The following is a 25790-nucleotide window of genomic DNA, read 5'->3' on the forward strand; positions in this document are numbered from 1 at the left end:
GCGTCGGGGTGGCGATCATCGCCACCCCGGTTTTCGCCATCCTCCCACGCGGCGGCGCTTCGCCACCGTGGCCTTCGACCGGCCGCCCTGTCCGGCGGCCTTCCCGAAGACCACGGAGCCCGACCATGCCCGACCCTCTGGCCGGAATGCCGCCGCGCTTTCTCCGGACGCCCGAGGCCGCGCGTTTCCTCGGCTTGTCCGGCCGCACCCTGGAGAAGCACCGCACCTACGGCACCGGGCCGCAATACCGCAAGATCGGCGGCCGCGTCGTCTACACCATCGAGGATCTCAAGGCCTGGGCCGACCGCGGGTCCCGGCGCTCGACCTCGGACGCCGGCGCCGACACCGTGCTCCCGGCCAAGCGCCATGCCGCCGTGGCGCCGCAATACGCCGATCGGGCCGAGCCGGGGAGGGGGCGATGACCACTCTCCCCGAACGGGCGATGCTCGATCCCTTCGTGGCGCTGCCCGAGGACGGCGTCAGCCCGCGCGATCAGCGCGACCTGATGGAGCGGCCCTTCTTCTCGCTGGCCAAAGGGCGGCGCACCCGGCCGATCCTCTACAAGGCCGGCGAGACGGAAGTGCAGATTTACGCCGTGCCGGAGCACGGCATGGCGACCATCTGGGACGCCGACATCCTGATCTGGGCGGCGACCCAGGTCGTCGAGGCCGCCGATCATGGCCTCCGCACTTCGCGTTTCCTGCGCTTCACGCCGTATCAGATCCTGCGGGCAACCGGACGGGACACTGGCTTCCGCCAGTACCGGCTGTTGAAGGCGGCGCTGCAGCGGCTGCAGTCGACCGTGGTGCTGACCACGATCCGCCAGGGTCCCAATTGGCGCCGGCACCAGTTCTCCTGGATCGGCGAGTGGCAGGAACTGGTCGACGGCTCCGGCCGCTGCCGCGGCATGGAGTTCGTGCTGCCGGACTGGTTCTACCGCGGCGTGCTCGACCGGTCGCTGGTGCTGACAATCGACCCGGCGTATTTCCGGCTGACGGGCGGGATCGAGCGCTGGCTCTACCGGGTCGCCCGCAAGCATGCCGGTCGGCAGCCCTCGGGCTGGGCCTTCGAGGTCCGCCATCTCCACGCCAAGTCCGGCAGCCTGGCCCGGCTCTCCGACTTCGTCCTCGATCTCCGCCGCATCGCCGCCCGCCAGCCGCTGCCCGGCTATCGCCTCGCCTTCGAGGGCCGCGACCTCCTGTGGATCACGCCGATCGCAGGGCCGCACTTATCCACAGAATCGGTGGATAAGCCTGTGACTGCGCTCGGTACATCAGGCGCAGCGGGTATCGGTACTTCGGGCGCAGCGCTATCGGTACATCGGGCGCACGGAACCCAGCTAACCCTTTGGTCCACAAGCGGGATCGGCGCCCGTAACTTAGAGTCTAACGTAATAGACTCTAACATTGTTGGTGGTGCCCACCGAACGCAGCGCGCTGCCCGGCGAGGCCTGCCGTGATCGTGGCGCTGCTCAACCAGAAGGGCGGCGTCGGCAAGACCACGCTCGCCCTTCATCTGGCCGGCGAATGGGCGCGGCAGGGGCGGCGCGTCACCGTCATCGACGCCGACCCGCAGGGCTCGGCGCTCGACTGGTCCGAGCAGCGGGCGCGGGCCGGCCGGTCGCGGCTGTTCGGCGTCATCGGCCTCGCCCGCGACACGCTGCACCGTGAGGCGCCCGAGATCGCCCGCGGCGTCGATCACGTCGTCATCGACGGGCCGCCGCGCGTCGCCGCGCTGATGCGCTCGGCGCTGCTCGCGGCCGACTTGGTGCTGATCCTGGTCCAGCCTTCGCCCTTCGACGGCTGGGCCTCGGCCGAGACGCTCCGGCTGCTCGAAGAGGCGCGGCAGTTCCGGCCTGACTTGCTGGCGCGGTTCCTGCTGAACCGCTGCGGTGCCGGCACCGTGATCGCGCACGACACGGCGATGTCGCTCGCCAGGGCCGACCCGCCGGCGCTCGCCGTGCGCATCGGCCAGCGCGTCGCCTTCGCCGATGCCGCCCGCAGCGGGCGCCTGGTCGGCGAGTTTCCGCGCAGCCGGATTGCGGCGCGGGAGATCCGGATGCTGGCCGCCGAGGTCGAGAGGATCGCGCAATGTCCCGGGAGTTCGCGCGGCGGCCGGGGAGTCCCGAAACCTGGATTCGAGCGTCAGAAGCGACAAGGCCTTTCTCCGCCCGCCTCACCATCGACGTCACGCCGGAGCTGCGCGGGCGCATCAAGATCGTCGCCTTCCGCCAAGGCGTCACCGTCGCCGACCTGCTGCGCGACCTGCTCGCCCGCCACTTCGCCGACGAGACCGGAGAGGCGCCGTGAGCGATCTCACCCAGCTCGAACTTCTGCGGCTGCACGGGCGGATCGAGCATTGGCTGCGCTTCGGCCGGCCGCTCGCGGAGGCGACCGTCGACCATCACCGGCGCGTCCTGTCCTTCGCACCCGGCAGCGTCTTCGCCGTCCTGCGCTGGGCCGCGACCGATCTCGGCACCGGGGTCTCGCGCATCGACATCCTGCGCGCCGTGACGTCGGGCGAGCGCTGCGCGACTGTTTCCCATGTGCGGCCCGGCGCCGAGATCCTGCTCCGCCAGTCCGGCTGGCCGAAGGTCGAGCGGGTGCTGCAGGCGATCGATGCCGTCCTGGCGCTCGGGATCGATCCGGCCGACGCCGCGCCGGATCACTGGCGGCACGTCCACAACCGCCTGACCGCCGGCTTCGAGCCGCGGCCCTACAGCCGCGAACGCCATGCCGCCTGGCTCAGGCGCCGGAGGATCGAGGCATGAGGCCGCGCGCCGCTCCTCTCACCGCGATGCTCGCCGGTGTCTGCCTGACCGCAGGCCCGGCGCTCGTCGCGCCGGTCCCGCGTCTCGTCTGGAACGCCTCGGCCAGCCTGCCGGAGGGACTCTATCGGGTGCGGCCACCCGGCAATCTCGCCATCGGCGACATCGCGCTCGCGCGGGCGCCGGCCGCACTCGTCCCGCTCTTCGCCGACCGCGGCTATCTGCCGGCCGGCGTGCCGCTCTTGAAGCGCGTCTCTGCGCTGCCCGGCAGCACGGTCTGCCGCGACGGCCTGCAGATCGCGATCGACGGCATTGCCGCCGACCAGGCGCGTGAGCGCGACCGTCATGGTCGGACGCTGCCCGTCTGGAAGGGCTGCCGGGTGCTCGGCGACGGGGAGGTCTTCCTCATGAACCGCGGCGTCCCGGACTCGCTGGACGGGCGGTACTTCGGACCGGTGCCCGTCGCCTCGATCATCGGCCGCGCGGTGCCGCTCTGGACATACGAGGGACGGCGATGACGCGGATCCGCAGCCATCGCCGGGTCCGATTGGCGGCAGCCATCCTGCTCTCTGTCTGCACATGGACGATCCCTGTCCGTGCCGAGTTCGCGAGCAGCATCGCAGCGGAGGCGGACGACCCTTGGTCGGCCTACATCGCCGAAGCATCGCAGCGCTTCGGCGTGCCGGAGCCATGGATCCGCTCCGTGATGCAGGTGGAGAGCGGCGGTGACGTGCGCGCCGTGTCGCCGAAGGGCGCCATGGGGCTGATGCAGATCATGCCGGAGACCTGGGCGGATCTGCGCGACCGCTACGGGCTCGGTGCCGATCCCTATGACCCGCGCGACAACATCCTCGCGGGGGCCGCCTATCTGCGCGAGATGCACGACCGCTACGGCTATCCTGCAGTGTTCGCCGCCTACAACGCCGGCCCGCGGCGGGTCGACGAGCACCTCTCTGATGGCCGTCCCTTACCGGCCGAGACGCGGGCCTATCTCGCAGCCCTCGGCCATGCGGACATCGCGCGGGAGCGCTCGCCCGTCGTCGCATCCACCCTTAGCCTGTTCGTCGACCTGCATGGCGCTGGCCGAGGGGTAGCATTCCGGCCGTCCTCGGCCGGCGGCCTCTTCGTGCCGGTGAGCACGGCCCGGAAGTCGACACCGTGACGGCGCAGCTGCACCGGCAGAGCCCCACCGGAGAGGAGGACCGTCTCTTCGGATCGTCCATCCTCCCATGCCGGGGCGGACCGCGTCGTGGACGAGCGGTGCCCCCAATTTTGTCGAGCGTGCGGAGCGCGCTGCGTGCGCCGGTCTGTCGTCCCGCTCGACAAAATCGGCCCCCCCGCCCGCCGGCCAGCCGGTCGCCTGCGGCGATCCACGACCCGGCTCGCCCCGGCATGCGCCGCCCCTCCCGTCTTCAGACTTGGGACGGAGAGGACCATGCTTCACGACCACATCCGCGAGCTGCAGGGCGAGCTGCGCCACTGCCACCTGACCCGCCGCGAGCGGGCCGCGGCCGAGGCTGAACTGGCGCAGGCGATCGTTCGCCAGGCGGAGCTCGACCGTGCATTCGACGAGCTGTTCGACACGTGGCCGCGGCGCCGCCGCGCTGCAGCCGATCGGCATCCGGAAAGCTGATCGCAAACAGCTCCAAGCGCATCGGGCGCGGCGTTCGTCGAGCGTCGCGCCCGCCATCCGACGACATGACCGACGCACCTGGAGAGGTCGGATCCAAACCTCTCTCGTCTCGGTCATCCCATCCTGTCAGCCGGGACGAAACGCCCGTCAAGGAGGTGCGGTCCCCCCGAAATGCTGACGCATTGCGGCTCCCCCACGCCCCGCTCCGCGGCGCCTCCGGCGTCCTTGACGGCCGCTCCGCCGGCCGAGCCCGGGACACGTCCTCGACGCGGAGGACGTCAACCAAGGAGCGTTCCGATGACCATCGCATCATCCCGTCCCATCCCGGGCACCGACGACTACTGGCACGATCGGCGGGAGGCCTTTGCCCTCATCCGCCGGCTCGAGAATGCCATCGCGGCATGCAAGGACGCGCCGCCCTACCTGCCCCGTCCGATCGACGAAGAGGAGGACGATTACAATCCAGTTGTTGAGAACACAGGGCCCCGGCAACGTGCCTATTTGTTGCAGTGGCAAGCCTGCGATAACCCGACCGTTGTCGAGATCCTGACCGCGCAGAAGCGGCTGCATCATATCGAGTAGGCGCTGAGGACGGCGGGGGCGGTGCCGAGGGCGCCGCTCCCGCTTTCTCATTCCATGCGCAGCGGCACTGCCGGGACGAGTGCTGGCCCCAACACTGCGAAGCGGCGCGACGCACTGCGATATCCCACTACTATGGGTTGCCGATCTGAGGGGTCGGAAACAGCTTTTGAGCTACGGCGAGATAAAAGCGTGTGGCTGATGACTGGGTAAGCCTTTGATCGAACTCGTGTTTCTGCGGCCACGCGAGGTTCGGAGAGTGCCGCCGCAAGGGAATTCCCAATCGGATCAATGGCCTTCGCAGCACTGGGCTTGGAGAAGGTTTCGGGGTGATCGGCAATGGGCACGTCTGACGACGATCTTCGAATCCGCCTCGGACGGATCCGCAGCCGCGGCAGCGGCCGCCGGCCGACCTTCATCTCCCAGGTGCTGAAGGCGGCGAACAAGGCTGGGCATGTCGGACCGCGCTCGACACGACAGCCGCGGCCGGGCCGGTCGGGCTTCGGCCGCGGGCGGCTCGCCTTCAGCCGCGACCGGCCCTTTGCGCCCGGGCGCCGCGTCGTCGTCAAGGCCCGGGTGGTCCGGCACAAGGGCCGGACCTTCCGCTCGGCGCCGATCACCGCCCACCTCGCCTATCTGAAGCGCGAGGGCGTCACCCGGGACGGCGAGAAAGCCCGCATGTTCGACGCCCGGAGTGACGTGACGGACGATGCTGCCTTCGCCGCGCGCTGCCGAGAAGATCGGCATCATTTCCGGTTCATCGTCTCGCCGGAGGACGCGGCGGAGATGACCGACCTTCGGGCCTTCACCCGGGACCTGGCGGGGCAAATGGAGCGCGACCTCGGCACCCGGCTCGACTGGATCGCGGTGGGCCACTGGAACACTGACAATCCGCATGTCCATCTCCTGGTCCGCGGCGTCGCCGAGGGCGGCAGCGATCTCGTCATCGCCCGCGACTACATCAGCCGCGGTCTGCGGGCGCGAGCGGAGGCGCTGGTGACGCTCGAGCTCGGCCCGAAGCCCGAGCACGCGGTGCGACTCGCCTTGGAGCGGGAGGTCGAGGCCGAGCGCTGGACCCGGCTCGACCCCGAGATCCGCCGCATGGCGGATGAGGATGGCTTCATCGACCTGCGGCCCGTCGGATCCGGCGAAGACGCTGCTGATCTCCGCCGGTTGATGATCGGCCGGCTGCAGCGGCTGGAGCGGATGGGACTCGCAGCACCGGCCGGCCCGGCCCAATGGGTGGTCGCGGCCGAGGCCGAGCGCACGCTGCGCGAGCTCGGCGACCGCGGCGACATCATCCGCACCATGCACCACAGCTTGGCCGGGCAGAGGACGGAACGGGCGCTCGGCGACTACGTCATCCATGGGGCGGGGACGACGAGCCCCGTCATAGGGCGCCTCGTCGACAAGGGCCTGCACGACGAGCTCGCCGGCACCGCCTATGCCGTCATCGACGGGATCGACGGCCGGGTCCACCATCTCCGCTTCCCGGACCTCGGCGCACTCGAGCACGCGCCGCCGCTCGGCGGCATCGTCGAGATCCGGGCAGGGAGGGCGGAGCTGATCACGCGCTCGGATCTCGACATCCAGGCGCAGGTCAGCGCCCGCGGAGCGACCTGGCTCGACCGCCATCTCGTCGCGCGCGAGCCGGCGACGCTGTCGGAGGGTGGCTTCGGCACCGAGGTCCGCGCAGCCCTGGAGATGCGGATCGAGCGGCTCGCCGAGGACGGCCTCGCGCGCAGGCAGAACCAGCGGGTGGTCCTCGTACGCAACCTGCTGGACGCGCTGCGCCGGCGCGAGCTCGATGCCACCGCGGCGGCGCTGGCGACGGAGACCGGCCTAGCACGTTCCGAAGCGGTTGCTGGTGATCCGGTCGGCGGCATCTATCGCCGCCGGTTCGGCCTGGCCTCCGGCCGCTTCGCCATGATCGATGACGGTTTCGGCTTCAGCCTGGTGCCCTGGTCGCCGATGCTGGAGCGGCGCCTCGGACAGGAGGTCTCCGGGATCGTTCGGGCCGACGGTGGCGTCGACTGGAGCTTCGGCCGAAAGCGGGGGCTCGGGATCTGAGAGGGGCGGCGTCTCCCTGGTAGACGCACCGCACAGGGCCTGTTTTGGCGCGATGGGTTCGCCGCATGTGCGACGGCGGGTTTTCGGCGGTTGCCTTGCGACCGGGCTTCCCGACATCGCGTATGCGGTGCTTCTCGCAAGGTGCGGCATGTCGGGAACCAAGATCCTCTGGGGGCAGATCGTCGTAGTCTTCGCAGTGGTGCTCGCCTCCGTCTGGGGCGCGACCCAGTGGGCCGCCTGGCGGCTCGGCTACCAACCCGAGCTCGGCAGTCCCTGGGCCGAGCTCGGCGGCGTGCCGCTCTATCCGCCGCCGGCGCTGTTCTGGTGGTGGTACTGGTACGACGCCTATGCGCCGGGCCTGTTCCTCGAGGCCGGGCTGATCGCCGCCGCTGGCGGCTTCGCCGCGATCGGGATCGCGATCGGCATGTCGATCTGGCGGGCAAACGCCGATCGATTCAATCGGCTCGTCGCGGATCACCACCATCGAGGGCGTCGCGGCATCCGAGACCGGCCGGCGCGTCCAGCAGGCCTGGCTCGACATGGAAGTGGTCCAGTGCGGCTACTGCCAGCCTGGGCAGATCATGTCGGCGACAGCGCTGCTCACTGAGAATCCCCATCCCACCGATGATGATATCGACGCGGCGATGTCCGGCAATTTGTGCCGCTGCGGCACCTATAACCGCATCAAGGATGCGATCCGGCAGGTGGCGACCGGACGCCGTGCGGTTCGGGAGAGCCGGCAGTGACGAAGCCTATGTCGCACCCGGGCATGTCCCGCCGCGCCTTCCTGGTCACCGGGGCGGCCGCTGCAGGCGCGCTTATGATCGGCGTGCCGCTCGCAGCCGAGTCCGCCGCCGCGCCGGCCGATCAGCCTCTCGTCTTCGCACCCAATGCCTTTCTGCGCATCGCCCGCGACGGCGCTGTGACGCTGATCGTGCCCTACGTGGAGATGGGCCAGGGGACCTATACCTCGGTCCCGATGCTGATCGCCGAGGAGCTCGAGATCGACCTCGACGCCGTCACCGTGGCGCACGCTCCGGCAGATGACGCGCTCTACGCCAACCCGATCATGGGCGATCAGGAGACCGACGGCTCGCTCTCGATGCGGGCGGCCTGGGAACCGATGCGGCGGGCCGGCGCAACCGCGCGTCAGATGCTGGTCGCCGCCGCGGCATCGGTGTGGGGCGTGGACGCCGCGATGTGCCAGGCCCGCGACGGCGCCGTCTTCCACATGCCGACCGAGCGGCGGATCGGCTATGGCGACCTCGTCGACCGCGCCGCGACGCTGCCGGTCCCTCATGATGTACCGCTGAAGACGGGAGGCTTCCGCCTCATCGGCACATCGCACAGGCGGCTGGATTCGGCCGCGAAGGTGCAGGGCGCCGCCCAGTATGGCATCGACGTGCGGCTTCCCGGCATGAAGGTCGCGGCTGTCATGGCCTCCCCGGTGCTCGGAGGCTGGCTCGCCGCACTGGATGACAGGGCCGCGCGGAAGATCGGCGGCGTGCGCAACGTCTTGCGCATCGACGATGCGGTCGCGGTCGTGGCCGACCATTGGGCCGCTGCCAAGAAAGGGCTCGACGCCCTGGAGGTTGCCTGGGACGACGGTCCGAACGCCGCTTTCTCGACAGCGGCGCTGTTCGCGGATCTGGAGATGGCCGGTTCGGAAGCTGGCGTGCCAGGTCCGTCCGCCGGCGACGCGGCGGCCGGCCTCGCCCGCTCGGCACACATCATCGAGGCTTCGTACCGCCTGCCGATGATCGCCCATGCCCCGATGGAGCCGCTGAACTGCACGGTCCATCTCCACAACGGAAGGTGCGAGGTCTGGATCGGCACCCAGGCGGCGACGCGCGCGCAGGCTGCGGCCGCCACGGCCGCCGGTCTGCCTATCGAAAAGGTAGAGGTTCACAACCAGTATCTCGGCGGCTCTTTCGGCCGGCGGGCAGAATCCGACAATGTCACCCAGGCGGTGCTCTTCGCCCGGCAGGTCGATCATCCCTTGAAGGTCGTGTGGAGCCGTGAGGAGGACACCCGGCACGACTTCTATCGCCCGGCTTATCTGAACGTACTGAAGGCGGGCCTCGATGCCTCCGGCCGGATCACCAGCTGGGCTCATCGCGTCGTCGGCCCCTCGCCGCTGACGCGCTGGCTGCCAGCCGCGATCCGCAGCGATGGCCTCGATCCCGACGCGACCACCAGCGCCGTCGGCCCCTACGCCTTCGAGACCGTACAGGTTGCATATGTGCGCCGCGAAAGCCCGGCCTATCGATCCGGCTTCTGGCGCGGTGTCGGCACCACGCACAATGCCTTCGTGGTGGAAAGCTTCATGGACGAACTGGCCGCCACGGCGCGTATCGATCCGCTGGCGTTCCGCCGCATGCATCTGGCGGACGATCCGCGGCTGCGCGCCGTGCTCGACCTGGCCGCGGAGAAATCAGGTTGGGGGACGCCGTTGCCAGATGCCAGGGCGGGCGAGCGAACGGGCCGCGGCATCAGCCTCATCCAGGATTTCGGCGGCACCATCCTGGCGCACGTCGCGGAGGTGACGGTCGACCAACGGGGCTCCACGCGGGTGACGAAGGTCACCTCCGTCGTCGACTGCGGCAAGGTGATCAACCCGGATACCATCGCTGCCCAGATCCAGGGCGGTGCGATCTTCGGCATCTCCGCCGCCCTCTATGGCGAAATCACCTTTTCAAATGGACGCGTCGAACAGGGAAACTTCGATAGCTACCCGGCCGTGCGGATGGACGAGGCGCCCCGGATCACCGTGCACATCGTCGAAAGCGGTACCGCTCCCTTCGGCGTCGGCGAGGCCGGCACGTCGGGCATCGGGCCGGCCGTCGCCAACGCCGTCTTCGCGGCAACCGGAAAACGCCTCCGGCATCTGCCGATCACGCCGGAAGCGCTCGGCGGCTAACGCCTCGACCATTGTCCCATTCCGCAGGTGTCCCATGCGATCGATCACCGGTGTGCTCGCCGCCACCCTTCTGCTCGTCTCGACGATCCAGCCCGCCCGCGCCGACGGCGATCCCGCAAGAGGGGAGACCGTGTTCAAGCGATGCGCCGTCTGCCACGCGGCAACAGCCCAGAACCGGGTCGGGCCCGGCCTCGCCGGCGTCGTCGGGCGGCCGGCCGCCTCTGTCACCGGCTACAAGTACTCGCCGGCGCTGACCGCAAGCGGCCTCACCTGGGAGGAAGCCACGCTCGACCGGTTTCTGGAGGCGCCGGCCAAGCTCGTGCCCGGCACGCGGATGACCATCGCCTTGCCGAAGGCCGACGACCGCCAGGACGTCATCACCTATCTGAAGACGCTGGCCTCGACACCTGGCGCGCCATAGCCGGACGGGCGGTCGTGCCTCATGAACCGCGGCTGGCAAACAGTGCCGTCACCCAGTCGATGAACGCCCGGACGGGAGGCGAAGCCTGCCGTGACGGTGGAAACAGCAGGGAGATCGGCACGTGGTCGGAGCGGCACTGGCCGAGCACCTCGCGCAAGCGCCCGCTGGCGATATCGGCGGCCACGATGAAGTCCGACAGGCGGGCCAGCCCGAAGCCTCCCAAGGCGAGATCCAGCAGCGCGAAGGTCTCGTCGACCACCAGGTCTCCGCGGGGCTCGATCGCGTGGGAGACATCGCCTTCGGTCATCACCCATTTGTCGGGACGGCCGTTGTGAGCCGAGGAATAGCCCAGCAGCATGTGGCCGGTGAGCGCCGCAACGTCTTGCGGCTCGCCATGGCGCTCCAGGTAGTCCGGCGAGGCGCACACCACCCAGCGATAGCTGCCGACGCGCCGGGTCATGAGGCTGGAATCGGGAAGGGTTCCGGTGCGGATGACGCAGTCGACGCCTTCCTGGACGAGGTCGATCAGCCGGTCGTTCATGCCGATCGCCATGTCGACATCGGGATAGCGCTCGCGGAACGAACCCAGCGCCGGCAGGACAATCGAACGACCGATAACCGGCGGCATATCGACCCGCAGGCGCCCGCTCACTCGCCCGTCCGGGCGCAGGCTGTCTTCCGCACCCTGTATGTCGAGCAGGATGGCGCGGCAGCGCTCGAGATAGAGTTCCCCTTCCTCGGTAAGACCAAGCCGCCGCGTGCTGCGATGCAGGAGCCGCACGCCTAGATGATGCTCCAGGCGCTGCATCGTCATGGTGACGGAGGAGCGAGGCAGGCCGAGCGCCTTCGCCGCCCTGGAGAGACTTCCGGTCTCCACCACACGGACAAATGTCTCCATCGCCTTCAGCCGATCCATCCGTCGCTCCTGTCAAGCCTGCCGGCATTGAGGTCCGGACCGTATAAAAGCGTCGCTTGCATCCAGCGCAACCGTGCTCGGCATGCCGAGTATCGGCACTCGACCGTTGCGGAGGAATGAGCTCGCAGACTTCCAGCTTGCGGTGGTCGCCGCGGTGACACGCTGCATGCTCTGGGCGTTCTGCGCGACCGGTCCGTCCGGGAGGCGGTCTGGCTGGCCGCGCGGGCTTCGTAGTAAGCTTTATCGTCTTATCCGGCGAGCCGCGGGACCATGCTCTCGGCTAACCGCAAGAATCGTTGGTTGCGGGTCCCGTGCGCCGTGAAAGGCGGTGTTTTCCAGTGGGTGAGAGTCCCACCCGGCGAACGCTCCAGCCGGAAGCAACCGGAGCAGGCATGGAGGAGACGAAATGTCTGAAGCCTCTGGATAGAGCGGTCACGACTTGGTGACCGTGCGCGTGTGCAGGCCGCAACGTGAGTGAACGCCGAGCAAGCCTCGAAACAACCAATGTGCAGGCCGACCCGACAGGGACATCGGGGAAGGCTGATATGGCTGGGTGCAAGAGCGAGACGACGCCCGGCTGCTGCACCGGGGTAGTGGCGGCAGCATGTACACAAGGAAAGCGTACGCAACACGGGAAGCCCCAGAGCGTGGTCAGGGATGACCAACCGGAGGCCCGTGAGGGAGAGGCCGGGCGCGCTGGGGTGGCGGAGAGGCCCGTAGTACCGGTGAGGCCGGGTAATGCCGGTGGAGGGAAGGGGCCTCAGTTCAAGACGGACGCAAGACGCGGTGAGGGGCCGGGAGATTGGGCGACCTATCAACTCCGAAGAGTGTCCAGAAGCTGCAGACGGCGTTACACGCGAAAGCGAAGGCAGAAGCGGGTTATCGCTTTTACGCGCTGCACGACAAGATCAGCCGCGGGGACATCCTGGCGCAAGCCTATGCCCAGTGCCGCTCGAACAAGGGGGCACCGGGAGTCGACGGCCAGGACTTCGCGGACATCGAAGCGTATGGCGTGGAGCGATGGCTTGGCGAACTGGCGCTTGCGCTCAGGGAGGAGAGCTACCGCCCTGATCCGATCAGAAGAGTGTATATCCCGAAAGCCAACGGCAAGCTGAGGCCGTTGGGCATCTCGACGGTGCGGGATCGGGTCTGCATGACAGCAGCGATGCTGGTGCTGGAACCGATCTTCGAGGCAGACCTGCCACCGGAACAATACGCCTACCGTGCTGGGCGGAATGCCCGGCAGGCGGTGGTCGAAGTGGACCGGCAGCTGTTCCATGGCCATCCGGAAGTCGTCGACGCCGACCTCGCGGACTACTTCGGGAGCATCCCCCATGCCGAACTGATGAAGTGTGTGGCACGCCGGATCGTCGATCGACGCGTGCTGCGCCTGGTCAGGATGTGGCTGGACTGCCCGGTGGAAGAAACCGACGATCGAGGACGGAGGAAGCGGACGACCGAAGCCCGGGACAGCCGGCGGGGCATCCCGCAAGGCTCACCCATCTCACCGCTGCTGGCGAACATCTACATGCGCCGGTTCGTGCTGGGGTGGAAGAAGCTCGGGCTGGAACGCAGCCTCGGAACGCGCATCGTGACCTATGCCGACGACCTCGTGATCCTGTGCAAAAAGGGCAAAGCCGAAGAGGCTCTGCGACGGCTGCGCGAGATCATGAGCAAGCTGAAGCTGACGGTGAACGAGGAGAAGACACGCATCTGCAAGGTTCCGGAAGAGGAGTTCGACTTCCTGGGCTACACGTTCGGACGGATGTATTCGGCGAGGACCGGCCAGGCGTACCTGGGGCACCGGCCATCCAAGAAGAGCATCAAGAGCGCTGTGGAGAAAATCCACGCGCTCACCGACCGGGCGGGGACATGGCAAGAGACCACAACGCTGGTCGGGCAGTTGAACCGCACGCTACGCGGCTGGGCGAACTACTTCCAAGTAGGCGCCGTCAGCAAGGCGTACCGAGCGCTCGACAGCTACGCCGCGGTGCGGTTGCGCCGGTGGTTGCGCGCCAAGCACAAGTCCAGACGGCAACGGTGTGGGAGCTATCCACTCTCGCACCTCTACGGGCATTACGGGCTCGTGCGTCTGAACAGGCTTGGGCACGACGTGCCGTGGGCGAAGGCGTGAGTCTTGTCCGAGAGCCGGATGCGGGAGATCCGCATGTCCGGTTCGATGAGCGGGATGTGGAAACGGAGCCATGGTCGAACCAGTGAGGCACCGCCAGACGAAAGAGGCGGGAACAGATATGTTCGAACCTAAAGCCGCCGCGCCACATCTCGACTCTACCGCAACCAGCTTTGTTATAACTCGATCCACATCGAGGTCTGATCCAGAGCCCCGCCCCAAAAAAGGCGGGGCTTTCCTCGTTCTGCGGTACTCACAACGGAAGGCTAAGCCGGCATCGAGGACCGAGGCCACCACAGGAGTAGCGCACGTCGTACGCTGGACCACGCCTTCACCGTCGGAGGGGCGGGCCAAGCCATTGGCGCCGTGACCGTAGGCGCAGCCCACTTCGCCATCGAGGTCTGCCGCCAGAGACGCGCCATGACCGCAGGCGGCTCGTTGCCGCCATCGGGACGCCGTCCAGAGCGCTCCGAACCGGACATCCCCTGCTGCGGTGGTTCTCGGAAACTGGACGTCAGAGTGAAGGTGGGTTCGTCCCCACGGATGACGTTCGAAGGCGGTCAGGGCTCCTGGCCAAACGGCGGAGGCATGCCTCCCTATCGCGATATGGTGCGGAAGACCGAGGCGATCTCGATCAGTCGGTGCGCCGGGCGATGGATCAGGCCGCTGCCGTCAACTCCATCCACAATTCCTCCACGGTGAGGGCTGGAATCCGGCGCAGCCGAGGCCGGACATCCGAGCCGTGAGGCCATCCGGTCGGCAGATCTCTGCTGCCGGCCACATCGCGGTTATACATCTCGGCGGCTTAAAATCGCCGATGGCCGTTCCCATATATTAGTCGTCGACCTAGATTTGTTCGGCCAGCTCTCAACGCTCCTGATCGAGCACCGAGGCTAGCTTTCCGCACCTTTCGAAGTTTGACCACTGCTGTTGTGGAGCGTTGCTTGTCGGCTGCATTGCTCTCGAAATTTCTCACGGACACCGCCGCCTAGCTGCGCCGGGCAGTTCAGGATCAAGTATGCAAAGCACTCCCGACCCGACGCCCGTGACGGCACAGCCGCGCCTGCCGCTCGACGCCGACGCGGGGCTACGGGCTGCGGTCGCCCGCTTCCGGACGCCGAGCCTGTCGAGGGCGGTGTGGCAGCTGGTATCGACATTTGCCGGCTTTGTCGCGGTCTGTGCCACGATGTATGCCAGCTTCGGGGTGTCGTACTGGCTGACGCTCGGGCTGGCCGTGATCGCGGCCGGCCTAACCGTTCGCCTCTTCATCATCCAGCATGATTGCGGGCACTCGTCATTCTTCGGCTCGCGGCGCGCCAACATCGCGCTTGGCCGCCTGTGCGGCCTGATCACCTTCACGCCCTTCGCGAACTGGCGCCGCCAACATGCGGGGCACCACGCGGTCTGGAACAATCTCGACCGACGCGACAGCGGGGCCGACATCTATTCGACCTGCCTGACTGTGTCGGAGTATCAGGCACTCTCTCCGCGCCGCCGCTTCCTGTATCGGCTTAGCCGCCACCCGGTGATCACCGGGTTGCTGCTGCCGCCGCTGGTCTTCCTGCTGCTGTACCGGATTCCGTTCGACACGCCGAGAGACTGGCGCCGGGAACGGCTGTCGGTCCATGCCACCAACGCCGGCATCGCCATTCTCGTCGTCGGGCTTGGGCTCACCCTGGGGTTCGAGCGCGTGCTGCTGGTCCAGCTGCCGATCATGGTGATCGCCTCGATCATCGGCGTCTGGCTGTTCGCGGTTCAGCATCGCTTCGAGGAGACGTTGTGGCGGCGGGACGCGGAGTGGCGGTTCGGCGCTGCCTCGCTGCAGGGCTCATCCTATCTGAAGCTGCCGCGGATCCTGCAGTGGTTCACCGGCAATATCGGGTTCCACCATATCCACCACCTCAATCCGCGCATCCCGAATTACCGCCTGCCGGCCTGCCACGCCGCGGTCCAGCAGTTGCATGCTGTGCCGAGCCTGAGCCTGTGGGATGCCCTGCGCGCGCCGTTCTTTGCGTTGTGGGACGAGAAGCGGCAGCAGATGGTCGGCTTCCCAGCCGCAGCCGTCAGCCGGGCCTGATCACAGCCGACCCCGTGCCGGGATCCGCCCGATCACCAAGCGACGATGAGCATGGCGAACAGGACACCGGCAACGATCGCGATGATCCAGCCCGGCGCGCGAGGATTGGTCGCCGCCCAGTATCGCCAGCTGTCCAGCAGCCGGTCGAACGGGCGTGGCGCAGGGGGCCTCCCCGCGTCTCGCGGCGGAACCTCGGCCCTTGGCTCTGCCTCGGGTGAGTCCGGGATGGGAGCCGCCAGCGCCGGGGCATCCCGCAGCAGGGCCGCGGCCAGCTCGTCCGGATCCACGGTGACGACCTGGACGAGCTCGCCGCTCCCGGGCCGGCCGGGCAGGCGAATCATCGTCGCGACCCGCCGGTAGATCGGGGGCGACGAGCCATCGAGCGATTTCTCGTCCGTCTCCACCGTGTAGGTTCCGGGCGGCTGCGGCCCGTCGATGCCGCTCAGCGTGAACGGCCGGGTGAAGCAGACGGTCCCGCTACTTGTCCGCAGGGTCATTCGGCTCCCTCTCCTCGACCGGACCTGCGGCTAGGCGAGGGCTCGGGCGGCGGCGTAGATGACGATCAGCACCACAAGGCCGATCGGGATCACGACCGGCGGGACGAACCAACCTTTCATGGCAGCACCGTCGCCAGGATCGGCGCGTCCGCTTGGGCGTTCTCCGCTTCGATCTTCGGCTTCCAGCGCGCCGCCCGGCGATGCGCCTGCGCGATCTGCGTCGCGCTCAGAAGCGCTGCGGCACGCTCGTAGCCCGATCGGGCGGTCTGCCCCCGGGCACCGAGTTCCCCCGCAGCCGCCAGGAGAAACCAGGCACACGCCTTGACCGCGTCCTTCGACGCGTCCGGACCTTCGACATAGATTTCGGCCAGCCGGTTCTGCGCCCGCGGCAGCCCCTGGTTCGCCGAGCGCAACAGCCACCGGATGGCATCCATCCGTCTGTCCTCGACGGCATGGCCGGGTTCGCCGCTCCGATTGCCATAGACGATGCCGAGATTGAACTGCGCAACGGCATCGCCGAGCTCGGCGTCCCGCTGCAGTCGTCTCATGCTGTCGATCTTCAATGATGTCTCCTTGTGCCGGCGTATGGAGCCGCACGGCAGCCCTCGATGGCGGCACCGAAATCCAGGAACGCGAGAGAACTCAGCTCCGGACAGGATTTCCCATTTCGTGCCAATCAATATGGTGACGACCATCAGGTATTGCGACCGAAAAAGTCACGACTCATTTCAGAATTATATTTCCAGATTCCGCCGATATCTATATGCGATTGAAATATATCACATATCCGAGGTCAATTTCGGTGACGTATTTTTTTCGAATCGACGGTCGTATTTTCTGGGGATTTCGATGATTCTGGTCCAGGATCACTGGATCAATTCCGGATATAGAGATCCGTCCTTGTGCCCATAGGCGCAACGGAAACCCAGGTACTCATCTGAATGCCAGTTCGGTCGTCCCCGCGAATGTCGCGGCCCGGCCGGGCCGGTGCCTGCGAAAAGAGGAATCCATGCCAACGGGAACCGTCAAATGGTTCGACGCCCAGAGGGGCTTCGGCTTCATCACGCCGGATGAAGGAGGCAAGGACACCTTCGTCCACATCACCGCCGTCGAGCGCTCCGGCCTCGGCCAGCTGACCCAGGGTCAGCGGCTGGGCTTCGATCTGGTCGCCGACCAGCGGAGCGGGAAGCCCACCGCGGACAATCTCAAGGCCGTGGAGTGACCGCGCCAGCGCGACCGCCGCAGCATTCCGTCATCACACACAGCGCGCCGTCCCCATCGGGCGCAGAGGAGATCTCATGGCCAAAGGGCAGAAGCGTAGCAATCGGGAAATCCGGAAACCCAAGCAGGCTGCGAAGCCGGTGATTCATGGCGCGACCATGAGCGCGCTGAGCCGGGCGGCGGCCCCGGGCGCGGGCCAGAGCAAGAAGAAGAGCTGAGGCCCGGCGCATCGACCGACCCTTTCCATGCCGCCGGACCGTCGCCGCGCCGCGACGGGCCGGCGGCCGTTCCGATGGAGGCGCTGCCGTGACCCAGCCGATTCGCGTGGCCTTCGTCGGCAATTCGCTCCCGCGCCGCTGCGGGATCGCGACCTTCACGACCGACCTGCAGCAGGCGGTGGCGGCGTCGGAGGCGGTCGCCGAGACCTGCATCGCGGCGATGACCGATCACGGCCAGGCCTATGACTACCCGCCCGCCGTCCGCATCGAGATCGCCGACGACCGGATCGAGGAGTATGTCCGGGCGGCCGATATCCTCAACGCCGGCCGGTTCGACGTGGTCTCGCTGCAGCACGAATTCGGCATCTTCGGCGGCGAGGCCGGCTGCCATGTCATGGCGCTGCTGTCGGGCCTGACCATGCCGGTGGTCACCACGCTCCACACCGTCCTGGCCGAGCCGACGGCGGCGCAGCGGGACGTGCTGGGCAGGATCATTGGCGCGTCGGTGCGGGTCGTCGTCATGGCCCGGAAGGGCCGCGACCTGCTGCGGACGGTCTATGGCGTTCCGGCGGACAAGATCGACGTCATCCTGCACGGCATCCCCGACGTCGCTTTCACCGAGCCCACCGCGGCGAAGGCCAGGCTGGGCTTCGCCGGGCGGCCGGTCATCCTGACCTTCGGCCTCCTGTCCCCGAACAAGGGCATCGAGGTCATGATCGACGCCATGCCCGAGATCCTGCGCAGCCAGCCCGACGCGGTATATGTCGTGCTCGGCGCGACGCATCCCAACCTGGTCCGCGACCAGGGTGAGACCTACCGCGAAAGCCTGGCCGCCCGGGCACGGGATCGCGGGGTTGAAGGGCATGTCGTGCTGCTCGACCAGTTCGTCGATCTGGCCACGCTGCTCGAGTTCATCTCGATGTGCGACGTCTACGTCACGCCCTATCTCGACGAGGCGCAGATGACGTCGGGGACCCTGGCCTACAGCTTCGGCCTCGGCAAGGCGGTAGTCTCGACGCCCTATTGGCACGCCCGCGAGCTGCTGGCCGACGGGCGCGGCATCCTGGTCCCGTCCAGCGACGCCGCAGCCACCGGCGCCGCGGTCGCGGGACTGCTGACCGACGACATCCGGCGTGAGGCGATGCGCCGTCGCGCCTATGCCGGCAGCCGGTCGATGACCTGGGCGCGCACGGCGGAGCAGTACCGGAGCGTCTTCGAGCAGGCGCGGCAGGGGCACCGGTTCCGGGTGGTCGAGCGACCCGATGGGCGTGAGCCGGCCAGTCCCCGCTTCGCGCCGCCGGCGATGCAGCTCGGCCATTTCCTGTCGATGTGCGACGACACCGGGCTGTTCCAGCATGCCGTGCATTCGGTGCCCGACCGGTCCCATGGCTACTGCGTCGACGACAACGCCCGTGCATTGCTGGTGGCCTGCGCCCTCAACTATCCGGGCGAACTGGGCCTGCCCGATACCCTGACCGCCCGGTTGGCGGCCTTCGTCCAGCATGCCTGGAATCCCGGCACGCGACGGTTCCGCAACTTCATGGGCTTCGACCGGCGCTGGCTGGAGGAGAGCGGTTCGGAGGACAGTCATGGCCGAACGCTCTGGGCCTTGGGCGAATGCGCCCGCAGCGACGCCAGCGCATCGCGCCGGCGCTGGGCCACGGCGCTGTTCGCCGAGGCGCTACCGGCAGCGGAGACCTTCGGCTCGCCTCGCGCTTGGGCCTTCACCTTGCTCGGGCTCGACGCCTACTGCGCCGTGACGGCCGAGGATACCCTTGCCGAACGGGTCCGGCACGCCCTGGCCACGAGGCTGATGTCGATCCTGGCGGCCGTCGAGACCGGAGGCTGGGCCTGGTTCGAGGACGGGCTGGCCTATGACAATGCGCGGCTGCCGCAGGCCCTGATCATCACCGGCATGGCCGTCCGATCAGTCGAGTTTGTCGATGCGGGTCTGCGTACCCTGCACTGGCTGATGTCGCAGCAGACGACGCCGGCGGGCGTGTTCCGGCCGGTCGGGTCGAGCAGCTTCAGCGACCGGCGGACGGCGCCACGGCCTTTCGACCAGCAGCCCCTGGAGGTCACGGCCGCGGTCTCCGCCTGCCTGGCGGCGTGGCGCGTCGAGGGCGACCCTGAATGGAAAGCCAACGCGGAGCGCGCCTTCGGCTGGTTTCTCGGCGCCAACGACCTGGGGCTGCCCCTGGTCGATGCCGAGACCGGCGGTTGCCGCGACGGCCTGCATCCCCACCCGGGGGAAGAGAACCAGGGCGGCGGATCCATCGTCTCCTATCTCCTCAGCCAGCTGGAGATGCGCCGCATCGCGCATGTCATGGACGGCCGGGCGAAATTCGTGCCGCGCCTGGCCGAGACGTGAGCGCGTGATCTTCCCTTGACCTGCCCGAGGACGTCTTGTCGCAAATCACTTTCCTGAACCGGGCGGCCCTGCATCTGCGCCCGGATCCCTCCCGCGTGGTCGTTCGCCCGTTCAAGCCGGCGGTCGAGCCTCGCGACCTCAATCCCGGCGACAAGTCCCGCGCCAACCACATCGTCGACCGGGTGCTGGCGCTGGAGCCCGAGGCGGCCGCCGACCAGCTGGCCGAGGTGCTGACGAATTTCGAAGGCCGCCACCGCCGCCTGCTGGAGCGGTTCGAGGCCCGGGCGGACGACATGGAGGACGCCTTCGCGACCCATACCCGCTTCACCGAGACGCAGCGCCAGTTGGTCGGCGCCTATTTCCTGCTGGAATACGCCTTCGAGGCGGCAGCGCTGTTCAACCCCAGCATCGTGCTCCATCCCGACCAGTCCGGCGCGCCGGAGGGCGGGTGCCGCTTCGTGCTCAGCCTCCGCGCCATCGGTGAGGGGCATATCTCGTCGCTGACGTTCCGGTCGGGCTCAATCATGGCCGATGGCAGCCTGGCCATCGATCCGTCGGCCCGGCTCGCCTCCGTTCCCGGCGTGGAGCGGCGGACGCCCGGCCCGCTCGGCGACGTGGTGGAGTTGGCCTTCGAGCCAGACGAGGATATCAGCGAGCGGGTGATCTTTCCCGTCACGGACTCCCAGGCGCATGGCATCGAGGATGCGCGGTTCGTGGCATTCGACGAGGGCGGCCGCACGGTCTTCCGCGCCACCTACACCGCCTATAGCGGCCTGGGGATCCGGTCCGAGATGCTCGAGACCACCGACTTCGTCTCGTTCCGGATGGTCCCACTGCGAGGCGACGCCGCCGGCAACAAGGGCATGGCCCTGTTTCCCCGCCGGCTCGACGGCCGCTATGCCATGATTGGGCGGCAGGACAACGAGAACCTGTATCTGATCCGGTCCGACGACCTGCATGTCTGGGAAGGCGGCCGGCTCATCCTTAAGCCGCGGTTTCCGTGGGAGTTCGTGCAGATCGGCAATTGCGGATCGCCGATTGAGCTCGACGAGGGCTGGCTGCTGCTGACCCATGGCGTCGGGCCGATCCGGCGGTATTCGATCGGGGCGGTTCTCCTCGACAAGAAGGATCCCTCCAAGGTCCTCGCCCGGTCGCGCGAACCGCTGGTCCGGCCCGAGCCGTCGGAACGCGAAGGCTATGTACCCAACGTCGTCTACACCTGCGGGGCGATGCGGCACGGTGATCAGATCGTCCTGCCCTACGCGGTCTCCGACACCTTCTCCACCCTCGCGACGATCGAGATCGCGGCGTTGCTGGCGGCGATGGAGGGCTGACGCCGCGGCCGCTCGTGACAAGACACGGAGATGCATGATGCAGATGGAAATCCGGCCGACGATCTCGGTCTGGGACGGAGACCGGTGGCACCGCGTCGACACCGGTGCCAAGCTGCTCGACCTGCTTCGAGTCCTGGCGCAAGAGTTGCCACAGCCCGGTTTCGTTATGCTGCACGACAGGGCCGGGATCGACCCGGCGACGATCGCGCATCGCCGGTTCCAGGAGTTGGTGCAGCTTGTCGAGCGGGAGGGCGACGCCGGGATGGAGCAGCTCAGTCGGGCCACGGCGACCTCCGCCGTGGATCTGATCAGCGGCTACCGGCGGGTGTTCGTCGGCGTCCTGCCCTGACGCTGCTTCGACGCCGGTCCCGGGGCGGCGGGTTCAGAAGTCCATGCCTCCGCCGTTCGGAGCCTCCGGGCCGGCGGCATCCGGCCGCGTGGCCACCATCGCTTCGGTCGTGATCAGGAGGCCCGCGATCGAGGCGGCGTTCTGCAGCGCGACCCGCACCACCTTGGCCGGGTCGAGGATGCCCGCCTTGACCATGGCGGTGTATTCGCCCTTCTGGGCGTCGTAGCCCCAGTTGTGGTCCTTGCTGTCGAGCAGCCTGCCGACCACCACCGACCCGTCGCCGCCGGAATTCTCGACGATCTGCCGTACCGGCGCCTGCAGGGCCCGGCGAACGATGTCGATGCCGACCCTCTGGTCGGTGTTCTCCGGCTTCAGCGTGTCAATGATGCGGCTGGCGTAGAGCAGTGTGACGCCGCCGCCGGCGACGATGCCCTCCTCGACCGCGGCGCGGGTGGCGTGCATCGCGTCGTCCACCCGGTCCTTGCGCTCCTTCACCTCGATCTCGCTGCCGCCGCCGACGCGGATGATGGCGACACCGCCGGCCAGCTTGGCCAGGCGCTCCTGCAGCTTCTCGCGGTCGTAGTCCGAGGTGGTCTCCTCGATCTGCGCGCGGATCTGGCTGGTGCGGCCCTCGATTTCGGTCTTGGCGCCGGCGCCGTCGACCACCGTCGTCTCCTCCTTGGAGATGACGACCTTCCTGGCCCGGCCGAGCATGTCGAGGGTGACGGTCTCAAGCTTGATGCCGAGATCCTCGGAGATCACCTGGCCGCCGGTGAGGATGGCGAGATCCTCGAGCATCGCCTTGCGGCGGTCGCCGAAGCCCGGGGCCTTGACCGCCGCGACCTTGAGGCCGCCGCGCAGTTTGTTGACCACGAGGGTGGCCAGGGCCTCGCCGTCGACATCCTCGGCCACGATCAGCAGCGGCTGGCCGGCCTGGACCACGGCCTCGAGCAGCGGCAGGAAGGACTGCAGGTTCGGCAGCTTCTTCTCGTGAAGCAGGATGTAGGGGTTCTCCAGTTCCGCGATCATCTTCTCGGCGTTGGTGACGAAATAGGGCGAAATGTAGCCGCGGTCGAACTGCATGCCCTCGACGATATCGAGCTCGGTCTCGAAGCTCTTGGCCTCCTCGACCGTGATCACACCCTCATTGCCGACCTTCTTCATCGCCTTGGCGATCATCTCGCCGATCTCGCGCTCGCCATTGGCCGAGATGGTGCCGACCTGGGCGATCTCGTCATTGGTCGAGATGGTCCTGGCCCGCTTGCCGACCTCCTCGACCACCGCGGCGACGGCCAGGTCGATGCCGCGCTTGATGTCCATCGGGTTCAGCCCGGCGGCGATCGCCTTGGCGCCTTCCCGGACGATGGCGTGGGCCAGGACGATGGCGGTGGTGGTGCCGTCGCCGGCCAGGTCGGCGGTTCTGGTCGCGACCTCGCGCGCCATCTGCGCGCCCATGTTCTCGAACTTGTCGGCCAGCTCGATCTCCTTGGCTACCGTCACCCCGTCCTTGGTGATGCGCGGCGCGCCCCAGGACTTGTCGAGCACGACGTTGCGCCCCTTGGGGCCGAGCGTGACCTTGACGGCCCGGGCCAGGATCTCGACACCGCGCAGCATCCTGTCGCGCGCCTCGGTGCTGAATTTGACGTCTTTCGCCGGCATGTCCTGGTCCTTGCGATGATGCTGAACGCCCCGCTGCGACTTGTCCCGGCATTGATCCGGCCAGTGCATCCAAGGGCTCGTCTTGAGAGGCAGCTACAAAATTCTATATCTCACAGATATGGGAACCAGAGCCGGCAAATTCAATAAACAATATTCGGCCGCCAAAAATAATATTTGGATTTGATTTTATATTCGAATTCTGTTTTTCTAGAAACTGTCTTTCAGACATTGATGAGCAGCGGCGAGTCCGCGCGGGACGTGCGGCCGGTCCGATCGCATCCGCGACGGCGGCATCCGCTTCGCCGCGGGCCATCCCGGAACCGTCAGGAGCATCACCCATGAAAGCCTACAAATCCGCCATCGGCAGCGTCGGGCAGGTCTCCCGCCGATCGCTGTCCGGACACTCCGGGGACGGGGCGTTCAAGGTGCTCGCCCATTATCCCAGCGACACGTCCGGTCCGCTCTACCGGGTCCGCAGCGTGCGCGGAAGCGAGGAGCGGATGGTGCCGGAGCATGAGCTGTCGCGTTCGGCCGAGCGCGATTCCGGCGCCCCGCGCCGATCAGACGGCCGCTGATCCGGCCTGGGGCCTACACCGACCGGCACGCGGCTGCCGATGCCCGCCCATCCCCGGCGCCTGGCCGGCGATGGGCGGGCTCCGGGTCCGCGATCCGCGTTGCGGCCGATCCTGCATCCGGCCTAGCTGGCGAGTTGGGCGGCGCAGGCCTTGGCGACCTGGGCGTCGGCGGTCGTTCCGCCCGGCATCGTCGCCCAGCCGGCTTTGACCACGAGGTCGCCGCGGCTGTAGGTCGATGCCGCCTTGAGTTCCGCGATCCGTTCCGTCAGCTGCGGGTCGCGCTTCGACTGGTCGATGCAGATCAGCGACAATGCGGCCACGACATCCGTTTTGGACCGGTCCTGGGCCATGCGCTGGGCCGAGGAGCCGGTGACCCAGCCACCCCAGCCGAAACCGATGACGGCGAGCACGACAGCACCGCACACGGCGCCGTAGAGCGCCGGTTTAAGCCATTCGGGGGTTTTCATGGATTGTGCTTTCATTCGGAGAGAGGCAAATCTCCCTCACTCGCCAAACTATCATGTCCTAGATGTTGTCCGGGATTTATTTTTTCGGCGCCGTCGATCACTAAATTTCGATCAATCTGATCCGATCACCCGACGGCCTTCTCAATCAATTCGGCTTTAATTCTCATATTGGCCAATGGTGCAGAGGTCGATATTTCGATGATTCTGACGTGTCTTGCTCTTGATTTTTGGCGTGTGGCCATCACGTCATATATCCCCACGAGGTGCGACTTGGACATGCCCGACACCGACGTCTTTCGCTTGCGCCAGTCGAATCTGAATGCGTTTCTGTTCGCCGATGTCGGGGCGGAATCCAACGGCATGCCCTTGAGCGTGGTCTCCATGCTGGGCCGCCTGGGTGGCGATCCCTGGGTCACGGCAGGCCGGCTGGCCGGGCAGCCGCGGGACGCAGCCGTGCTTGAGCTGGCCGAGATCATCACCGGCACGGCACAAGCCGATCGGTCGAGCGGCGAGATCATGGCCATCGCGGCTCGCCTGGCTTCGCTCTTGCCCAGTGTGGAGCCGAGGACGTCCCGTCGTGCCCCGCTGCCCGGAACTCAGTCGCCCGCCCCCGGCCGGTGGAGCGGGGGTGCTCTGGCCGTTCTGGTGCTTGCGGCGGTTGCGGCGGCGCTCCTGCTGAGAGCCTGTTTGGAAACAGGGCTGGTGTTTTAAGCGAGCTCGTGATTCAAGCTGTGGATGTGGACAGCAACGAGCCGTGGCCGGATGGCCGAGATCGAGAAGAAGACGCGTCGCTATCCGACCGACCTGACGGATGAGGAATGGTCGCAAGTCGAGCCGCTGCTGCCGAAGCCGGCCAGGACAGGGCGTCGGCGAGAGATCGCGCTTCGCGAGGTGCTGAATGCGATCCGGTATCTGGCCCGGACCGGCTGTGGCTGGCGGATGCTTCCGGTGAACTTTCCGCCCTGGCAGACGGTGTACTGGTGGTTCCGGCGCTTCGTCCGGCTGTTCCTGTTCCGAACGATCCATGACATCGCGCTGATGATCGACCGGGAGCAGGCCGGGCGCGGTGCCAGCCCCTCCGGCGGCATCCTCGACAGCCAGACGATCAAGGCACCGGCGCCTGGTGCTGTTCGCAGCTTCGATGGCGCCAAGAAGGTGGTGGGCCGCAAGCGGCACGTCGCCGTCGACACCGATGGGCGCCTCTTGATGGTGAACCTCACCCCGGCCGGCATCTCCGACAGCGCCGGCGCCCAGACGATCCTGTCCGCGATCCGCAAGCGCTGGCCCTGGATCAAGCATCTGTTCGCCGACAGCGCCTATGACCGTGGCAAGCTCATGGACAAGGCCGCCTACCTCGACTTCGTGATCGAGGTTGTCCGCCGCATCGACGCCGGCTTCAAGGTCCTGCCGCGCCGCTGGGTCGTCGAGCGCACCTTCGGATGGATGACCCGATGGCGGCGCCTGGTCCGCGACTACGAAGCCCGCATCGACGTCTCCGAGGCCATGATCCATGTCGCCATGGGAAGCCTCCTCCTCCGACGCATCGCTCACTAAACTCCGTTTCCAAACGGACTCTAAGAGCTTC

27 protein-coding genes and 2 pseudogenes are annotated in these 25790 nt (G+C 67.6%); 24 read left to right on the forward strand and 5 right to left on the reverse strand.

Annotated elements, in window-relative coordinates; all coding sequences use genetic code 11:
- Positions 1 to 125 precede the first annotated feature (125 nt).
- From LG391_RS08965 to LG391_RS09030, 14 genes and pseudogenes are all read left to right on the forward strand, one after another.
- On the forward strand, positions 126 to 422 hold the full coding sequence (locus tag LG391_RS08965) for an AlpA family transcriptional regulator (RefSeq protein ID WP_225767674.1): 297 nt from the start codon (positions 126 to 128) through the stop codon (positions 420 to 422).
- Positions 419 to 1459 carry a replication initiator protein A gene (locus LG391_RS08970; RefSeq protein WP_225767675.1) on the forward strand — a complete coding sequence of 347 codons (1041 nt, stop codon included), beginning with the start codon at positions 419 to 421 and terminating at the stop codon, positions 1457 to 1459. The genes LG391_RS08965 and LG391_RS08970 overlap by 4 nt, the downstream gene beginning before the upstream one ends.
- A pseudogene (parA, locus tag LG391_RS08975) lies at positions 1456 to 2085 on the forward strand (ParA family partition ATPase); the annotation flags it as partial. The gene LG391_RS08970 and the pseudogene parA, both read left to right, overlap by 4 nt.
- 5 nt (positions 2086 to 2090) lie before the next feature.
- Positions 2091 to 2309: a hypothetical protein gene (locus LG391_RS08980; RefSeq protein ID WP_225767676.1), complete on the forward strand. Its 219-nt coding sequence runs from the start codon at positions 2091 to 2093 to the stop codon at positions 2307 to 2309.
- The gene (locus LG391_RS08985) at positions 2306 to 2770 is read left to right on the forward strand and encodes a DUF2840 domain-containing protein (RefSeq protein ID WP_225767677.1); all 465 of its coding nucleotides are present in this window, start codon (positions 2306 to 2308) and stop codon (positions 2768 to 2770) included. The genes LG391_RS08980 and LG391_RS08985 overlap by 4 nt, the downstream gene beginning before the upstream one ends.
- Positions 2767 to 3285, forward strand: a complete 519-nt coding sequence (locus LG391_RS08990) for a S26 family signal peptidase (RefSeq protein ID WP_225769329.1) — start codon at positions 2767 to 2769, stop codon at positions 3283 to 3285. The genes LG391_RS08985 and LG391_RS08990 overlap by 4 nt, the downstream gene beginning before the upstream one ends.
- Positions 3282 to 3929, forward strand: coding sequence for a lytic transglycosylase domain-containing protein (locus LG391_RS08995; protein WP_225767678.1), 648 nt, complete (start codon positions 3282 to 3284; stop codon positions 3927 to 3929). Before LG391_RS08990 ends, LG391_RS08995 begins: the two co-directional genes overlap by 4 nt.
- 273 nt (positions 3930 to 4202) lie before the next feature.
- Positions 4203 to 4400 (forward strand): hypothetical protein, encoded by a 198-nt coding sequence (locus LG391_RS09000; RefSeq protein WP_225767679.1) that lies wholly within the window; start codon positions 4203 to 4205, stop codon positions 4398 to 4400.
- Positions 4401 to 4697: 297 nt separating this feature from the next.
- Positions 4698 to 4982, forward strand: a complete 285-nt coding sequence (locus LG391_RS09005) for a hypothetical protein (RefSeq protein WP_225767680.1) — start codon at positions 4698 to 4700, stop codon at positions 4980 to 4982.
- 336 nt (positions 4983 to 5318) lie between these two features.
- On the forward strand, positions 5319 to 7049 hold the full coding sequence (locus LG391_RS09010; protein WP_225767681.1) for a DUF3363 domain-containing protein: 1731 nt from the start codon (positions 5319 to 5321) through the stop codon (positions 7047 to 7049).
- Positions 7050 to 7197: 148 nt separating this feature from the next.
- Positions 7198 to 7491, forward strand: a pseudogene (locus tag LG391_RS09015) (conjugal transfer protein TraG); the annotation flags it as partial.
- 97 nt (positions 7492 to 7588) lie between these two features.
- Positions 7589 to 7795, forward strand: coding sequence for a 2Fe-2S iron-sulfur cluster-binding protein (locus LG391_RS09020; RefSeq protein WP_308013036.1), 207 nt, complete (start codon positions 7589 to 7591; stop codon positions 7793 to 7795).
- Between the two features lie 23 nt (positions 7796 to 7818).
- Positions 7819 to 9969, forward strand: coding sequence for a molybdopterin cofactor-binding domain-containing protein (locus LG391_RS09025; protein WP_225767682.1), 2151 nt, complete (start codon positions 7819 to 7821; stop codon positions 9967 to 9969).
- A 34-nt stretch (positions 9970 to 10003) separates the two neighbouring features.
- Complete coding sequence (locus LG391_RS09030; protein WP_225767683.1) at positions 10004 to 10390, forward strand: cytochrome c family protein; 387 nt, start codon at positions 10004 to 10006, stop codon at positions 10388 to 10390.
- A gap of 19 nt (positions 10391 to 10409) precedes the next feature.
- Here the strand turns inward: LG391_RS09030 and LG391_RS09035 are convergent, their stop codons facing one another.
- On the reverse strand, positions 10410 to 11306 hold the full coding sequence (locus tag LG391_RS09035) for a LysR family transcriptional regulator (protein ID WP_225767684.1): 897 nt from the start codon (positions 11304 to 11306) through the stop codon (positions 10410 to 10412).
- A gap of 802 nt (positions 11307 to 12108) precedes the next feature.
- On the opposite strand from LG391_RS09035, the gene ltrA reads away from it, so the two are divergent.
- Both ltrA and LG391_RS09045 read left to right on the forward strand, forming a co-directional pair.
- Positions 12109 to 13440 carry a group II intron reverse transcriptase/maturase gene (gene ltrA / locus LG391_RS09040; protein ID WP_225767685.1) on the forward strand — a complete coding sequence of 444 codons (1332 nt, stop codon included), beginning with the start codon at positions 12109 to 12111 and terminating at the stop codon, positions 13438 to 13440.
- Between the two features lie 1015 nt (positions 13441 to 14455).
- Positions 14456 to 15514, forward strand: coding sequence for a fatty acid desaturase (locus tag LG391_RS09045; RefSeq protein WP_225767686.1), 1059 nt, complete (start codon positions 14456 to 14458; stop codon positions 15512 to 15514).
- A 32-nt stretch (positions 15515 to 15546) separates the two neighbouring features.
- Here the strand turns inward: LG391_RS09045 and LG391_RS09050 are convergent, their stop codons facing one another.
- Together LG391_RS09050 and LG391_RS09055 are read right to left on the reverse strand one after the other, a co-directional pair.
- The gene (locus LG391_RS09050; protein WP_225767687.1) at positions 15547 to 16011 is read right to left on the reverse strand and encodes a hypothetical protein; all 465 of its coding nucleotides are present in this window, start codon (positions 16009 to 16011) and stop codon (positions 15547 to 15549) included.
- A 116-nt stretch (positions 16012 to 16127) separates the two neighbouring features.
- Complete coding sequence (locus LG391_RS09055; protein ID WP_225767688.1) at positions 16128 to 16574, reverse strand: tetratricopeptide repeat protein; 447 nt, start codon at positions 16572 to 16574, stop codon at positions 16128 to 16130.
- A gap of 446 nt (positions 16575 to 17020) precedes the next feature.
- Here LG391_RS09055 and LG391_RS09060 point away from each other — a divergent pair, with 446 nt between their 5' ends.
- From LG391_RS09060 to LG391_RS09080, 5 genes are all read left to right on the forward strand, one after another.
- Positions 17021 to 17233, forward strand: a complete 213-nt coding sequence (locus tag LG391_RS09060) for a cold-shock protein (RefSeq protein WP_225767689.1) — start codon at positions 17021 to 17023, stop codon at positions 17231 to 17233.
- Positions 17234 to 17309: 76 nt separating this feature from the next.
- Positions 17310 to 17450 carry a hypothetical protein gene (locus LG391_RS09065; RefSeq protein WP_193366467.1) on the forward strand — a complete coding sequence of 47 codons (141 nt, stop codon included), beginning with the start codon at positions 17310 to 17312 and terminating at the stop codon, positions 17448 to 17450.
- An 88-nt stretch (positions 17451 to 17538) separates the two neighbouring features.
- Positions 17539 to 19821 (forward strand): glycosyltransferase family 4 protein, encoded by a 2283-nt coding sequence (locus LG391_RS09070; RefSeq protein ID WP_225767690.1) that lies wholly within the window; start codon positions 17539 to 17541, stop codon positions 19819 to 19821.
- A 35-nt stretch (positions 19822 to 19856) separates the two neighbouring features.
- On the forward strand, positions 19857 to 21155 hold the full coding sequence (locus LG391_RS09075) for a glycoside hydrolase family 130 protein (RefSeq protein ID WP_225767691.1): 1299 nt from the start codon (positions 19857 to 19859) through the stop codon (positions 21153 to 21155).
- A 34-nt stretch (positions 21156 to 21189) separates the two neighbouring features.
- Entirely contained in the window at positions 21190 to 21504 is a 315-nt protein-coding gene (locus LG391_RS09080) for a hypothetical protein (protein WP_225767692.1), read from the forward strand.
- 33 nt (positions 21505 to 21537) lie between these two features.
- Here the strand turns inward: LG391_RS09080 and groL are convergent, their stop codons facing one another.
- Positions 21538 to 23163, reverse strand: coding sequence for a chaperonin GroEL (gene groL, locus LG391_RS09085; RefSeq protein WP_225767693.1), 1626 nt, complete (start codon positions 23161 to 23163; stop codon positions 21538 to 21540).
- 338 nt (positions 23164 to 23501) lie between these two features.
- Here groL and LG391_RS09090 point away from each other — a divergent pair, with 338 nt between their 5' ends.
- Positions 23502 to 23738 carry a hypothetical protein gene (locus LG391_RS09090; RefSeq protein ID WP_225767694.1) on the forward strand — a complete coding sequence of 79 codons (237 nt, stop codon included), beginning with the start codon at positions 23502 to 23504 and terminating at the stop codon, positions 23736 to 23738.
- Positions 23739 to 23860: 122 nt separating this feature from the next.
- Here LG391_RS09090 and LG391_RS09095 read toward each other — a convergent pair whose 3' ends face one another.
- The gene (locus LG391_RS09095) at positions 23861 to 24205 is read right to left on the reverse strand and encodes a hypothetical protein (protein WP_034830839.1); all 345 of its coding nucleotides are present in this window, start codon (positions 24203 to 24205) and stop codon (positions 23861 to 23863) included.
- Between the two features lie 270 nt (positions 24206 to 24475).
- On the opposite strand from LG391_RS09095, the gene LG391_RS09100 reads away from it, so the two are divergent.
- Together LG391_RS09100 and LG391_RS09105 are read left to right on the forward strand one after the other, a co-directional pair.
- The gene (locus LG391_RS09100; protein WP_225767695.1) at positions 24476 to 24916 is read left to right on the forward strand and encodes a hypothetical protein; all 441 of its coding nucleotides are present in this window, start codon (positions 24476 to 24478) and stop codon (positions 24914 to 24916) included.
- Positions 24917 to 24940: 24 nt separating this feature from the next.
- Positions 24941 to 25759: an IS5 family transposase gene (locus tag LG391_RS09105; RefSeq protein WP_225764519.1), complete on the forward strand. Its 819-nt coding sequence runs from the start codon at positions 24941 to 24943 to the stop codon at positions 25757 to 25759.
- Positions 25760 to 25790: the final 31 nt, after the last annotated feature.

It is taken from the genome of Inquilinus sp. Marseille-Q2685 (genome assembly GCF_916619195.1).
GTDB lineage: Bacteria > Pseudomonadota > Alphaproteobacteria > DSM-16000 > Inquilinaceae > Inquilinus.